Source organism: Klebsiella sp. K5-45, from assembly GCF_030128605.1.
GTDB lineage: Bacteria > Pseudomonadota > Gammaproteobacteria > Enterobacterales > Enterobacteriaceae > Klebsiella > Klebsiella quasipneumoniae.
Genome location: NZ_JAKUZW010000001.1, coordinates 684,957 through 698,038, shown reverse-complemented (window position 1 = coordinate 698,038; position 13,082 = coordinate 684,957). Strand labels below are relative to the sequence as shown.

Below are 13,082 nucleotides of genomic sequence, written 5' to 3'. Positions count from 1 at the left end.
TGCGCCATATCGTGAAAAATAAATTGGTCACAATACGTTTATTTACAGGGATTAATTAGGCTGAAAGTTAACGCTAAATAAGGTGTACGCTTTTTCTAAATAATGGCCTCCCCTTCCCGCCGGGAGACCGGCGGGCGTGTGGTAATCATGTCGTCAGGTGAAATTAACGAGCCAGCGCGCGGCGGCCCCCCATCCGGGCGCTGGCGATACCCGTCGCGCCGGCGATAGCCAGCGTCAGCAGCGCAAACAGCAGCAGGCTGTCCTGCATGCTGCCGGTCATGCCATTCAGCAAGGTCATCAGAACCGGGCTGATGAACATGCCGAGGAAAAAGAAGGTGTGCCAAATGCCGATCCCCGTCGCCCGGTGCGGCGCCGGCAAGGCTTTCATCATCCAGGCCAGCATCAGAGGGATCAGCATTCCGTTACCGACCTGCGCGACGAACGCTGCCGCCACGCCGGCCAGCGGATTGTGGGCCACGGCGATAAACAGCAGCCCGAGGCCAAAAATGGCGTAAAAAAGGAAAAACTGCCTGTCGACGCGCTGCCTGGCGTTGCGGCCATACAGCCAGGCGCCCAGCGGCACGCCAATGCCGGCAACGGCGGTAGCGATGCCAATCTGGCTGCTGGAGGTCAGCCCGAGCTGACTGAACACCTGGCTTATCTGCAGCGGTTCGAGAAAATAGAGGATCGCGCTGGCGAGGGTAATCAGGCCGATCGCCGCCATTTTGCGCCGTGGAAAAGCGACAGCCTCCTCGCCAGCGACACTGTCCACGCGACGGCGCGTCGCTGGCTCTGCGGTGAACAGACACAGGCCGATAAAGACCGGGATCGCCAGAGCATACAGGTAGATCGGACCATACCAGCCCAGGGTTCCCAGCAGGCCAGCGCCCAGCACGATCAGCGTCGACAGTATCGACCCTATGCCGCTCTGCACCGCCAGCCATTTGCTGCGCGCCTCACCGGTAAAGTAGTCGCCAATCAGCGCATTGGCGGTGGTAAGAATAAAGGCGTCGGCAATACCCATCACCAGCCGCGCCAGCAAAATGGCATACAGATCGTCGAGCATCACCGGCAGCAGGCCAAACCCTGCGTACAGAGCGGTGGCAGCAATCAGCAGGCGGCGACGGCTCAGGCGATCGCCTACCATCCCCGCCAGCGGAGCCAGCAGCGCCATGCTCGCCGCCGGTATGGTGATGATCATCGGCACCAGCAGCTGGGCGTGCGGCTGCGCGGCAAAATGACTGAACAGGAGCGGCATCACCGGCAGCATGGTCAAGGTCCCCATGATCGGCAACAGTGCCGCCAACATCAGTAACATCGCCTGTACGGCCCCCGCCTCGCGCGGGGTTGCTGAAACTTTGTGCATCACCATCTTCCGCTCTCCGTCACTGCTCTTTATTTAGAATATGAATTACAGTTCTATTTTTTATCGGTAAAGAAAGGCGCTCTGTCGCCCCGGTATCCTGGCTGAACACGCCGCAGCGAACTCAGCACACATACCGTTCTACCCTACCGGATGCAGGTGGCATGGACTGCGATTGCTATCACAATTAATACAATGCATTCACACTAAATTAACATAACCATCGACTCCCTCAGGCGTCGACAATCGCCACCGCGCGGATAAAACCGGCCGAGCCGCGGCGGATCTTGTAGGGAAAACAGCTCACCCAGAAGCCGTGGTCGGGAAGCTGCTCCAGGTTACTCAGCTTCTCCATTTGCCCATAGGCGATCTCCCTGCCGGCTTTATGCCCCTCCCAGATCAGCCCGGCGTCGCCGCTGGCCTGAAAGCGTTCGCGGGTAAAGTGGAAGGGTGCATCCCAGCTCCAGGCGTCGGTGCCAACCACCCGTACCCCCTGCTCCAGCAGCCACAGCGTCGCCGCCCGGCCAATGCCGCAGCCGCGCTGCAGGTAATCCGGCTGGCCGTAGCGGGCGCCGGCCGCGGTATTGATCAACACAATATCCAGCGGCGACAGGCAATAGTCTATTCGCGCCAGCTCGCGCTGCAGATCCTCCGGCTGCAGGATCGCCCCGTCGGCGACATGGCGAAAATCCAACCGGACGCCGGGGCGCAGGCACCACTCCAGCGGCAGCTCATCGATGCCAAACGCCGGTTCGCCGCCGTTGGTGGTCGAGCTGTAGTGCCAGGGGGCATCCATATGGGTGCCATTGTGCGGCGTCACGGTCAGGCGCTCCGAGGCCCAGGCCTCCTCTCCCGGCATCTGCGCTTTTTCCAGCCCCGGGAACATCGCCGCCATTTCCGGCCATCCCTGCTGATGATCCTGATACTCAATGCTCGGCAGCAGCGGCGGCGGATCGGTCCAGGGATTGTTGTCCAGGGTGACGGAGAGGTCGACCAGCCGACGCCCCTGTAAAAGATTGATCATGGTTTACTCCGTTAACATCACAACGTGTTGATCCAGTACGCCAAACAGCGGCCGGCCATCGGGGGCGTGGGCTTCCATCGTCACCCGCTCCCCCGGGGATAAAAACGGCGTGCGCGGCTCGCCGAAGGCCAGCATCTCTATGGCCCGCACCTCGGCGATACAGCTGGCGCCGCGGCTGGCGTCCGGCCCGGACACCGTGCCGGAACCCACCACCGTCCCGGCGCGCAGACGGCGGGTCTGCGCCGCATGGGCAATCAGTTCGCCAAAATGGAAATGCATCTCGCTACCCGACTGGCAGCCAAACGGCTTGCCATTGCGGGTCACCTGCAGCGTCAGCGCCGCCCGCCCGTGCTGCCAGGCCTGCCCCAGTTCATCCGGGGTAAGGGCCACCGGTGCAAAGGCCGAGGCGGGTTTGGCGTGAATAAAACCAAACCCGGTCTGCATCTCGCGCGGCGCCAGCGCCCGCAGACTGATATCGTTAAGCAAGACGATCAGGCGGATACAGCTCAGCGCCTGTTGCGGCGAGCAGCCCTGCGGCACCTCGTCGACGACTACCGCGAACTCGCCCTCAAAGTCGAGGCCATCCTCGACCCGGCGGCAGACTATCCCGGCGTGGGGGGCAAGAAAGTCGTCCCCGCTGCCCTGATACATCAGCGGCGTCTGGTCGGCGCCGGCAATCGGCGGCAGGTGAAAGGCCCGCTGCATGCGCTCGCCATGGCTCAGGAAGGCCGAACCGTCCAGCCACTGCCACGCCCGGGGCAGCGGCGCCATCAGGCGCCGGGGATCATAGGGCTGCGCCGCCGGATAGCGGCGCGCATTGAGCGCCTGATAGCGCGCCTGCAGCGCAGGCCACACCCGCGCGGCCTGCTCCAGCGCCTGCTGAAGCGTCGGAGCGATGTCCGCCGCATCGGCCATCAGCGTCAAATCGCCTGAGACCACCACCAGGCAGCCGTCGCGTTCACCGTTATCTCGTGTTGCCAGTTTCATGACCTGCCTCCTCCAGCAGACATAGCCAGCCGTCGACGTCCACGTCGCCAGCCAGCGGACTCAGACGTTGGCCAGCGCAGGCGCCCTGCACGCAGAGGCCGCTGTCCGGCATAAAAATCGCCCCGTGGGCGAAGCAGACCAGCCGGTCGCCCCGGGCGTTGAGAAAAGCGTCCTGCCGCCAGTTCATCGGGGTATCGAGATGCGGACAGCGGTTGCGCCACAGATAGAGCGTTCCCTGATAGCGGCAGGCAATCACCGTCGCCTGCCCGCTGCCCGTGGGGTCAAATCCCCGCGCCTGGCCCTCAGCCAGGCTGTCGGCACGGCACAGGCGAACCATCAGCGGGCGTTATCCGGACCGGGAGCCCACTTCTCGCGATACCCCAGCAGGAAATATTGCGAGTTATCGGCCCCCGGCAGCGCTTCGCGCGGCTGCCAGTGGTCATCGTGCTGATCCATATCGGCGTCGTATTCGATATGACACCCGAGCGGGCTGTTGAAGTACCAGAACCAGTTCGATCCCAGCTGATGGCGCCCCGGCCCCCAGAAGGTCTGATACCCCTTCTGCTGAAAGCGGCTGCCGGCCATCATCAACTCGGTGGGCCCGCCGAGGTGGAAGGTAAAGTGTTCAATGCCGGTCATAAACGGCGGGGCCTGGATCAGAAACAGGGTATGGTGATCCTGGGTGCCGGCGGGTCGCAGGAAGGGGCCGACGTGGGTGAAGCGATCGGTACAGACAAAGCCCAGCCGTTGATAAAAAGCTTCCGCGCGCGCGGCGTCCGGCACAAAATAGACCACATGGGAGAGCGAACGCGGCTCCGCCGCCATGTCGGCGCTGGCCCCGGTCTGATTGACCGGCCGCCCGGCGCGATCCCCCGGAGCGTTGATTTTCTCACCTTCCCGCTGCAGCGGCTGGCGCTGGCTGACGCGAAACCCGAGGGCAAAGCCGGCATCATCGACGCAGCGCAGCACGCCGTCGGCGCCAAGTTTCACCTCGCGATCGCGGCGCAGCGTCTCGGCAATAGCCTCAAGCGTGGCGCTATCCGCCACGCCATAGACGGTTTCCCGCAGCTGGCTGCCGCTGGGCAGCGCCGCGGGCAGCGACGGATCGTCACGTCCCCGCAGCAGCACCCCGGTGCCATCCAGCGCGCTAAAGAAACCGTTCTCCTGCTCGCGTAAACCGTAGTCGATAAGAAACTGTCGACAGCCCGCCAGGTCATCGACGCCAAATACCAGATAATCCGGACCAAGAATATTCATCGCGGTTGTTCCTTATGCGTGTTCAGGCCACCCGGCCGCCGAGGGCTTCCGCCACCCAGTCAGCGATGTAGTGCCCGGCGTTAATCGAGTTGTCGAAGCTGGAGTGCTGCACACCGCCCTCGCGGTCAGTGAAAATTTTCAGCTCGCGGCGCGGGCTGTTCACCAGCTGGTCGTAGGTGCGCTGCGCCCATTTCACCGGGATCTGCGAGTCCTTTTCACCATGGGTGACGAGAAAAGGCACCCGTATGCGGTCAAGAATGCCGTCGAGATGGACGTTCTCCGCGATGCGCATAAAAGCGTCGATATCCTCACCCCCCCACACCCAGCGCACATGCTGCCAGTAGTGCGGTACCGGAAAATCCCCTTCGCGTTCGCGGCGGCGCTGCTGCACCTCTCGCCAGTCGTGATTGGCGCCCCATACCACGCCGCAGGCGAAGCGCGGCTCAAACGCCACCGCCCGCGGGCAGTAATAGCCGCCCAGCGAGACCCCTTCCATGCCGATGCGCCCGGCATCCACCTCCGGGTGCTGTTCCAGCCAGTCAACGATGCGGCTGGCCCAGTGCTCGCTGTCATAGCGGGCCTGCATGTCGTGAAGACGTAGCGCTTCGCCGGTTCCCGGCTGGTCGACCACCAGCGAGGAGACCCCGCGCCGCGCCAGCCACTGCGGCAGCCCCACCAGATATTTCATCTCTTTGGTGGAGTCGAGACCGTTGACCTGCACCAGCAGCGGCGCGCGGCCGGTCATCCCTTCGGCGCGGACGTAAAGCGCCGACAGGGTTTTGCCCTCGTAGGGGATAGTCACCCGCTGACAGTTAGCATGGGTATGGTGCAGCCCGGCGGCAAAGACATCGAGAAAGCGGCAGTACAGCGCATCGCGGTCCGGCGCGCCATGCGCCTGCAGGCGCTCGCAGGTCAGGTAATAGTTGGCCGCCCGAAGATATTTCTCTCCTGCCGACAGCCGCCGTCCACGCGCCTCATCTTCGCCGGCCAGCGCGCATAATTTATCGGCCATGCGGGACCAGGTTTCCCGGAACGCGCGGGTGCCTTCGGCGTCGGGATGCTCGGACGCGGCCAATAGCGGCGCGCACATCTCTTCGATCTCACCGATGCGGGCGCCCATCTCGATGGAGAGATCCACCGACAGGTTCCAGACATAGTTTTTAGGGAAATAGCGAAACATAGGGTCATCCTTCAACATTCAGTCGCAATCGCTGTAGCGCAGGCACTGTCACATAAAGCACCTGCGGGCGACCAATCATGTCTCAGGATGTCAGGTATCGACGGGAACAATACCAGTGGGTTAGCGTGCGCTGGCGACGATTTTCGCTTTCAGCCAGCCGAAGATAGGATCGTTATCCAGCGAGCGGTGCCAGCCGATAAATTCGCGCATCACCGGCAGCGTCACCGGGACCGGGAAAAGACGCAGCGGCAGCATCGCCGCGTACTGCTCCGCCAGCCGCCGGTGCAGCGTGGCGATCCGCGAGGTGCCGATCAGCAGCTGCGGAACGCAGTGGTAGCTGTGGGTCACCACCTCGATACGGCGGCTGAGCCCCGACTCGGCAAACAGATTGCCCTCCAGCCCCGGCTGCCGCTCGCGGCCAAAGACCACCGACACGTGCCCCAGCTGTTGCCAGGCATCGAGGGTCAGCGCCTCGCCGGTGTGGGGATTGTCCGCCCAGGCCAGGCAGACAAACTCTTCGTCAAACAGCGCTTCGGCGGGATGGTCGGCGGCCATAAAACGCTCCGGCGCCACGATGATATCCAGCTCGCCGCGGTTGAGCATGCCGGTGGACTGGGCGTCCGGCGAGAAAAACTCAAAGGTCATATTCGGCGCCTGCAGGTGCACCGTTTGCAGCGCATCCTTCAGCATCACGTTGATCACGTAATCCGAGGCCATAATGCGGAAATGGCGCTTGCTGGTTGCCGGCTCATCCACCGGCCGTCGGGCAATAGAGGTCTGAATTTTCATCAGCACGTCGCGGACCGGCTCCCGCAGCTCTTCCGCCAGCGGCGTGGGCCGCATCTTTCTGCCCACCTGGGTGAGCAAATCATCCTCAAAGTAGGTGCGTAACCGGTTGAGCACCCCGCTGGTGGCAGACTGGGTCATATGCAACCGGCCCGCGGCGCGGGTGATGTTCTGTTCGTCAAGTAACACATCCAGTGCCACCAGTAAGTTCAGATCAAGATGTTGGTAACGCATGGGTCCCCCGGCGAGAAATGGCGTGCTTATCCTGTGGCTTAATTTAACTTTTCTGCAACTTTTTGTTTTCAATTTCCACGGCGATATCGTTTTTTGCGATAGCGATCATTCTTTATCGCGATTAGTCAGCGCGCCGCTGGCCTGGTTAACGTCCTCTACTCTGTCCCCTCGAGAAAACAGCTACGATGAACATCAATAACGTATTAATCGTTGGCGGCGGCATCGGCGGTCTGTGTACCGCCATCGCCCTCCGCCAGGCCGGCGTCGCCGTCGATGTCGTAGAGATCCAACCGCAGTGGCGGGTCTACGGCGTCGGTATCATTCAGCAGAACAATGTCGTGCGCGAAATGCAGCGGCTTGGGGTGCTGGAACGCTATCTGGACGCCGCCTGGCCGTTTGACAGCGTCTCGGTGCACACCCTGAGCGGCCAGCAGCTAGCCAGCTTTCCCGGCCAGCGGCTGGCCGGTGAACAGTTCCCGGCCAACGTCGGCATCTCCCGCCTGGCCCTGCACAACGTACTCTGTTCCACCGCTCGGGAGCTGGGGGTCCGACTGACCACCGGCGAGAGCATTGACGCCTTCCGTCAGGTTGACGATGCGGTTGAGGTGAGCTTCAGCCGTGGCGGTCAGGGGCGCTACGATCTGCTGGTGGGCGCCGATGGGATCTACTCCCGGGTGCGCGGCATGCTGTACGGCGAGCGCTATCGCCCCCGCTTTACCGGTCAGGGCGTATGGCGCTACAACTTTCCGCGACCGCCGGAGGTGGACCATCTGATGTGCTTTATGGGCGAGAGCTGCAACTGCGGGCTGGTGCCGCTGGGGGACGATCTGATGTATCTGTTTATCACCTCCCACGAAGCGGATAACCCCCGCTACGCCCGCGATCAGCTGGCGGCGGAGATGCGCCGCCGTCTGCCGCCCGGTGCGGGGTTGCCGGGCAGCCTGCGCGAGCATATCGTTAACAACGACGAGGTCGTCTATAAGCCGCTGGAAGAGCTGTTCGTCGACGATCCCTGGTATCAGGGACGCGTCGTGCTGGTGGGCGACGCGGTTCACTCTACCACTCCGCATCTCGGTCAGGGGGCGGGCATGGCGATTGAGGATGCCATCGTGCTGCGCGAAGCGCTGCAGCAGACCGACAGCGTCGCGGCCGCGCTGGCGCACTTTGACGCCCGCCGCCGGCCGCGCTGTCAGCAGATCTGGGCCGCCTCGCTGCAGGTCGGCGAGAGCGAGATCCACCGCGATCGCCATTTTGACCGACAGCGGGCGATCGGCGATATGATGACCCTGACGGCGAAGCCGATATAAGCCCTGCCCGGCGCCCTCCGCCGGCCACGCTGGCGGATTATTCCCCGGTTCATTGGCCGGCACTCCCCTTTCACCCGCCGCTAATCCCTTGTCAACGACGATATTCTTCTCGCGAAGTATCATATTTGACACCCCTGCGCTCCCATGGCTAAGGTATATTTCAGCGCTCCCCTTCATCATGGAAAGGAATATACGGATATGAATATTCTCTCGGCAGAGTTTTTCAAATACGCGATCGCGATTATCACGTTGATTATTCAGATTGTCGCCGTGCGTTCAGGTTGGGTATTTCCCAAAGATAAGATATTCACCTCGCGCAAAAATATCAGTGAATTCGCCGCCGCGCTGTACAAAAATAGTAACGACCCCGAGCTGCAACGGATCGCATACGAATATGGTATCGCCGCGCTGACCAAAGATAAAAACCTGACCATGGCGCAAAGAAAGATATTATTGAAATGCAAAAATCCGGTCAGCGATATTGATAACTACAGCAAATGCCAGCATCTGATTTCGGTCAACGATGAGAAACGCATATTCAAATGGAAGAAATGGGGTTACCGCTTCTGGTTATACCGTAAGGCTGTCGAAGTCTTCAGTCTGGTGTTCTATTTTATTGGCGGCTTCTTAACGGCCCTGCCTTTCCTGTATGAAGGTCTCGCCAGCCCGGCGGTGATTGACAGAATCAATCATTTATCCCGTCTGCAAAAATTGAGTATGGCGAGTTATCTGTTTGCCTGCGGGATTTGTCTGGCGCTGATCTGCCTGCACAAAATCTCCACCATCGCGATCGCGGAAAAAACCATTAAAGCGAATCGCTAACGACCACGCCGCCAGGCGAGCTGTCCACACCTGCGGCGCCTAACCCTGTGGATAACCTGGAGGCAGTTGTCCGGCAGCCGCAGCCCGGGCGGGCTACCGGCTGCCGTTCGTTTTTTGAACAGGGAAACCGCCCCCGCCGGGCAGCGCGCTTAGCGCGAAAACCGCCGCCACGGCGGAGGGAAGCGCCCGCCCCGCTTAATAATTCCACTTCGGCCGCGCCACCGTGTTCTTCTTCAGCAGATCGCGGAACGCTTTCAGATAGGGTTCATTGCTGCGCCCGCGCTTACAGATAGCCGAGAACGGCGACTGAAAGCCAAACTCGTTGGGCAGCAGCACCCGCAGGCGGTTCTCTTTGATCCACGGCCAGGCGTAATGCTCCGGCAGATAGCCAATATATTTTCCCGAGAGGATCAGCAGCAGCTGGGCGTCGACGGTCTCAACGGTGGCGCTGCCTTTGCTGAAGCCCCGGCGGCGGAGATCGCTGGTGTTCCAGTAGCTGCGGGTCACCAGCGGGCACTGGCTGATCTGCTCTTTATCGAGCTGGCGGCTGAAGAACATCGGGTGCAGATCGCTGCAGTAGAGCCAGTGCTGCTCGCGGTACAGCGGCTCGCTGATGATGTTATGCACCTGCGAGTTGTAGCTGCCGATGGCCAGGTCGATATGGTTGTTCAGCACCCCGTTCAGTTGCTCCGCCGGGGTGCGAATAATCAGTTTGATATGCACATGGGGAAATTTGTCGCTGAAGCTACGCAGAACCACCGGCAGCGAGAGCGCCGTTTCGGTCTCGATGGAGTCGAGCGTCGAGATGCACAGGGTGCCGCTGTGCTCCCCTTTAAGCAGGGCCGACTGCCGCCCCAGCTCATTGAGTTCGCTCAGCACGCGGATCGCCTGCTGTAAAAACTGCTGACCTTTCTCGGTCAGGGAAAAGCCGCCGCGCCCGCGCTGACAGAGGGTGAAGCCGAGCTGTCCCTCCAGTTGCGACATCGCATTGCTGATGGCGGAGACCGAAATGCCCAGCTCCTGCTGGGCCCGGCTGTAGCTCTCCAGGCGCGCCACCGCCTCGAAAACCTGCAGCTGGCGAATATTGAGGCTGGCGTCATTATGCATCGTATTTAGTTCACCAATAAATGAACTGAGTATTTACGCCAGACGATGTAAAGTCCAGCGCGGGTTGCGCACTATCTCTCCTGTTACGTTTCATCCGTCAGATTCAGGAGCAGACATGGATAACCTCTTTCACCAACCGCAGGGTGGCAATGAGATGCCACGCTTCGCCGGCCGCGCCACGATGATGCGCCTGCCGTTTATCGAAGATTTACAGGGACTTGATGCGGCGTTTGTCGGCATTCCGCTGGATATCGGCACCTCGCAGCGCTCAGGTACGCGCTACGGACCACGCTATATTCGCGCCGAATCGGTGATGATCCGTCCGTACAATATGGCGACCGGCGCCGCGCCGTTCGACTCGCTGTCGGTGGCCGATATCGGCGATGTGCCGATCAATACCTACAGTTTGCTCAAATCGGTGCAAATTATCGAAGATTACTACACCGGTTTGAATAGTTATCCGCTGATCCCCCTCACCCTCGGCGGGGACCATACCATTACCCTGCCGATCCTGCGGGCGCTGACCAAAAAACATGGGCCGGTGGGGCTCATCCATGTCGACGCCCATACCGACACCAATGATGAGATGTTCGGTGAGAAAATCGCCCATGGCACTACCTTCCGCCGCGCCGTTGAGGAGGGACTGCTCGACCTCAAACGGGTGGTGCAGATTGGCCAGCGCGCCCAGGGCTACGCCGCCGGCGACTTCCAATGGGGCGTTGACCAGGGCTTTCGCCTGGTGCAGGCGGAGCAGTGCTGGCATACCTCGCTGGCGCCGCTGATGGCCGAAGTCCGCCAGCAGATGGGCGACGGGCCGGTGTATCTCAGTTTTGATATCGACAGCCTCGATCCCATCTGGGCTCCGGGAACCGGGACGCCGGAAGTTGGCGGTCTGACCTCCATTCAGGCGCTGGAGATCGTCCGCGGCTGCCGCGGCCTGAACCTGATTGGCGCCGATCTGGTGGAGGTCTCGCCCCCCTACGACGTGAGCGGTAATACCTCCCAGCTGGCGGCCAACCTGCTGTACGAGATGCTCTGCGTCCTGCCCGGCGTGAAGTACGCCTGAGGAAGCCGCCATGGAGCTGAAATGCTTTCGCACCCTCTGGGGAGTGACGACCCCCTGGCCGCAAACGCTGGATGAACTGCAGCGCGTCGGCTGCTGCGGTATCGAAGCCCGCGTCCCGTTGACGGCGGAGGAGCGGCGGCAGCTCGCCGACCGCCTGCAGGCGTCGGGGCTGGAGTATATCGCCATCCTCTTCAGCGGCGGTGGGGTGCTCCCCGCCCAGCATGAAACGCCGGAACAGCATCTGGCGCGCCTGCAGACCCGCTTCGCCGAGGCCAGCGGTCTCAACCCGCGCTTTGTCAATCTGCTGGCGGGCAACGATCGCTGGCCGCTGGCGCAGCAGGTCGATTTTCTCGGCAGGGCGCACGAGCTGGCCGCCGGGTTTGGGTTGACCTGCAGCTTTGAAACCCATCGCGCCACCTCGCTGTACAGCCCGTGGCTCACCCTGGAGATTGTTCAGCAACTCCCCCAGTTGCGCTTTACCGCCGACATCAGCCACTGGGTGGTGGTCAGCGAGCGCTTGCTGGATGACCCCTGCGATGACTTCAGCGCCTTTATCGACCGCGTGCATCACGTGCAGGCCCGGGTGGGCTACGACCAGGGGCCGCAGGTGCCGCACCCGGCGGCGCCGGAGTATCAGCCGGCGCTGGCCTTTGCCGAGCGCTTCTGGGAGCAAATCTGGCATTCACAGCGCCGGCGCGGCTATCAGCAAACTACCCTGACGCCGGAGTTTGGCGCCGACGGCTATCTGCACCACCTGCCGTTCACCAACGTTCCGGTGGCCGATCTCTGGTCGCTCAACGCCTGGATGGCCGCGCGCCAGCAGGCCCACTTTCAGCAGTTTTTAACGCTCACTGAACAGGAACCGCAGCCATGACCGCCGTGAAGCACGCTTTTACTGAACTCCCGACCATCGATATCCGCGATCTGGCCGGCGACGATCTCGCCAGGCGCCAGGCGGTGGCCGACGCCATCGGCCGCGCGGCGCGCGAGGTGGGCTTTTTCTACATCACCGGCCACGGCATCGACCCGGCGCTGATCGCCGGCGTCCGCGAGGCGGCGAAGCAGATCTTCGCCCTGCCGATGGAGGAGAAGATGAACTACTACATCGGCCGCTCCAAAAGCCATAAGGGCTACGTCCCGGAAGGAGAAGAGATCTACGGCGCCGGCAAGCCGGACCATAAAGAGGCGTTCGATATCGGCTTCCAGGCGGCGGACGACCATCCGCTGGTGCTCGCCGGTACACCGCTGATCGGCGCCAACGAGTGGCCCGATCTGCCGGATTTCCGCGCGCGGGTGCTGGCCTACTACGATGCGGTCTTCGCCCTCGGCCACCGCCTGTTCGACGCTTTCGCCCTCGCGCTCGGCCTGCCGGAAGGGTATTTCAAACCGATGGTGACCTGCCCGCCGGCTAAGCTGCGGCTAATCCATTACCCGTTCGACGCCAGCGTCGAAGATGTTCCCGGAATTGGTGCACACACCGACTATGAGTGCTTCACCCTGCTGCTCGCCGACCAGCCCGGGCTTGAAGTGCTCAATGAAGAAAGCGTGTGGATCGACGCGCCTCCCGTCACGAACGCCGCCGGAGAAGAGGCGTTCGTGATCAATATCGGCGACATGCTGGAAGTGCTCAGCGCTGGCACATTTGTTGCTACAGCCCACCGGGTGCGCAAAGTGCCGCAGGAGCGGTACTCCTTCCCGCTGTTTTTCGCCTGCGATTACCACACGCTGATCCGCCCGCTACCGACCTTTCTGGCCGCCGGCGAAGCCAGCGAATATCAGGAGCTGAGCATCGGAGAGCATATGTGGAGCCAGGCGCTGCAAACCTATCGCTATCTGCGCGAGAAGGTCAATCGCGGCGAGCTCCAGCTGCCGGAGCGCGCGCGCGGCACCAATACCTTTGGCCATTTGAAAAAACAGGCACAGCAAAAAAACCCCTAACCCCCCGTGAG

General features: G+C 61.9%; 13 protein-coding genes. 5 read left to right on the top strand and 8 right to left on the bottom strand.

All coding sequences use genetic code 11. The features are described from left to right. Positions 1-163: 163 nt before the first annotated feature. From MKS11_RS03520 to MKS11_RS03490, 7 genes are all read right to left on the bottom strand, one after another. Positions 164-1,366 carry an MFS transporter gene (locus MKS11_RS03520; RefSeq protein ID WP_224051453.1) on the bottom strand — a complete coding sequence of 401 codons (1,203 nt, stop codon included), beginning with the start codon at positions 1,364-1,366 and terminating at the stop codon, positions 164-166. A gap of 229 nt (positions 1,367-1,595) precedes the next feature. Continuing rightward, entirely contained in the window at positions 1,596-2,387 is a 792-nt protein-coding gene (locus MKS11_RS03515; RefSeq protein ID WP_043521374.1) for a cyclase family protein, read from the bottom strand. Positions 2,388-2,390: 3 nt separating this feature from the next. Continuing rightward, positions 2,391-3,374 carry a fumarylacetoacetate hydrolase family protein gene (locus MKS11_RS03510; RefSeq protein ID WP_048295389.1) on the bottom strand — a complete coding sequence of 328 codons (984 nt, stop codon included), beginning with the start codon at positions 3,372-3,374 and terminating at the stop codon, positions 2,391-2,393. Then, on the bottom strand, positions 3,352-3,711 hold the full coding sequence (locus MKS11_RS03505; protein WP_048295391.1) for a Rieske 2Fe-2S domain-containing protein: 360 nt from the start codon (positions 3,709-3,711) through the stop codon (positions 3,352-3,354). The genes MKS11_RS03510 and MKS11_RS03505 overlap by 23 nt, the downstream gene beginning before the upstream one ends. Next, entirely contained in the window at positions 3,711-4,631 is a 921-nt protein-coding gene (locus tag MKS11_RS03500) for a VOC family protein (RefSeq protein WP_043521370.1), read from the bottom strand. Before MKS11_RS03500 ends, MKS11_RS03505 begins: the two co-directional genes overlap by 1 nt. A 22-nt stretch (positions 4,632-4,653) precedes the next feature. Further along, a complete protein-coding gene (locus tag MKS11_RS03495) occupies positions 4,654-5,811 on the bottom strand; it encodes a S9 family peptidase (RefSeq protein ID WP_064150737.1) in 1,158 nt (385 codons plus the stop codon). 120 nt (positions 5,812-5,931) lie between these two features. Beyond that, positions 5,932-6,831 (bottom strand): LysR family transcriptional regulator, encoded by a 900-nt coding sequence (locus MKS11_RS03490; RefSeq protein ID WP_043521365.1) that lies wholly within the window; start codon positions 6,829-6,831, stop codon positions 5,932-5,934. Between the two features lie 185 nt (positions 6,832-7,016). Between MKS11_RS03490 and MKS11_RS03485 the strand changes: the two genes are divergently transcribed. Continuing rightward, complete coding sequence (locus MKS11_RS03485; RefSeq protein ID WP_087770860.1) at positions 7,017-8,138, top strand: FAD-dependent oxidoreductase; 1,122 nt, start codon at positions 7,017-7,019, stop codon at positions 8,136-8,138. Positions 8,139-8,336: 198 nt separating this feature from the next. Beyond that, on the top strand, positions 8,337-8,960 hold the full coding sequence (locus MKS11_RS03480) for a hypothetical protein (RefSeq protein ID WP_064183149.1): 624 nt from the start codon (positions 8,337-8,339) through the stop codon (positions 8,958-8,960). Between the two features lie 195 nt (positions 8,961-9,155). Here the strand turns inward: MKS11_RS03480 and MKS11_RS03475 are convergent, their stop codons facing one another. Further along, entirely contained in the window at positions 9,156-10,067 is a 912-nt protein-coding gene (locus tag MKS11_RS03475; RefSeq protein WP_087770861.1) for a LysR family transcriptional regulator, read from the bottom strand. A gap of 115 nt (positions 10,068-10,182) precedes the next feature. Between MKS11_RS03475 and speB the strand changes: the two genes are divergently transcribed. The 3 genes from speB to MKS11_RS03460 are packed head-to-tail and all read left to right on the top strand — an operon-like array spanning position 10,183 to position 13,071. After that, positions 10,183-11,133, top strand: coding sequence for an agmatinase (speB, locus tag MKS11_RS03470; protein WP_004145693.1), 951 nt, complete (start codon positions 10,183-10,185; stop codon positions 11,131-11,133). A gap of 10 nt (positions 11,134-11,143) precedes the next feature. After that, positions 11,144-12,007 (top strand): sugar phosphate isomerase/epimerase, encoded by an 864-nt coding sequence (locus tag MKS11_RS03465; RefSeq protein ID WP_048325427.1) that lies wholly within the window; start codon positions 11,144-11,146, stop codon positions 12,005-12,007. Next, the gene (locus tag MKS11_RS03460) at positions 12,004-13,071 is read left to right on the top strand and encodes an isopenicillin N synthase family oxygenase (protein WP_017900632.1); all 1,068 of its coding nucleotides are present in this window, start codon (positions 12,004-12,006) and stop codon (positions 13,069-13,071) included. Before MKS11_RS03465 ends, MKS11_RS03460 begins: the two co-directional genes overlap by 4 nt. The last annotated feature ends 11 nt before the right edge of the window (positions 13,072-13,082 follow it).

Bases quoted from the DNA above. Each gene is read 5' to 3' on its own strand.
- MKS11_RS03520 (WP_224051453.1), bottom strand. From the start codon at position 1,366: ATGCACAAAGTTTCAGCAACCCCGCGCGAGGCGGGGGCCGTACAGGCG.
- MKS11_RS03515 (WP_043521374.1), bottom strand. From the start codon at position 2,387: ATGATCAATCTTTTACAGGGGCGTCGGCTGGTCGACCTCTCCGTCACC.
- MKS11_RS03510 (WP_048295389.1), bottom strand. From the start codon at position 3,374: ATGAAACTGGCAACACGAGATAACGGTGAACGCGACGGCTGCCTGGTG.
- MKS11_RS03505 (WP_048295391.1), bottom strand. From the start codon at position 3,711: ATGGTTCGCCTGTGCCGTGCCGACAGCCTGGCTGAGGGCCAGGCGCGG.
- MKS11_RS03500 (WP_043521370.1), bottom strand. From the start codon at position 4,631: ATGAATATTCTTGGTCCGGATTATCTGGTATTTGGCGTCGATGACCTG.
- MKS11_RS03495 (WP_064150737.1), bottom strand. From the start codon at position 5,811: ATGTTTCGCTATTTCCCTAAAAACTATGTCTGGAACCTGTCGGTGGAT.
- MKS11_RS03490 (WP_043521365.1), bottom strand. From the start codon at position 6,831: ATGCGTTACCAACATCTTGATCTGAACTTACTGGTGGCACTGGATGTG.
- MKS11_RS03485 (WP_087770860.1), top strand. From the start codon at position 7,017: ATGAACATCAATAACGTATTAATCGTTGGCGGCGGCATCGGCGGTCTG.
- MKS11_RS03480 (WP_064183149.1), top strand. From the start codon at position 8,337: ATGAATATTCTCTCGGCAGAGTTTTTCAAATACGCGATCGCGATTATC.
- MKS11_RS03475 (WP_087770861.1), bottom strand. From the start codon at position 10,067: ATGCATAATGACGCCAGCCTCAATATTCGCCAGCTGCAGGTTTTCGAG.
- speB (WP_004145693.1), top strand. From the start codon at position 10,183: ATGGATAACCTCTTTCACCAACCGCAGGGTGGCAATGAGATGCCACGC.
- MKS11_RS03465 (WP_048325427.1), top strand. From the start codon at position 11,144: ATGGAGCTGAAATGCTTTCGCACCCTCTGGGGAGTGACGACCCCCTGG.
- MKS11_RS03460 (WP_017900632.1), top strand. From the start codon at position 12,004: ATGACCGCCGTGAAGCACGCTTTTACTGAACTCCCGACCATCGATATC.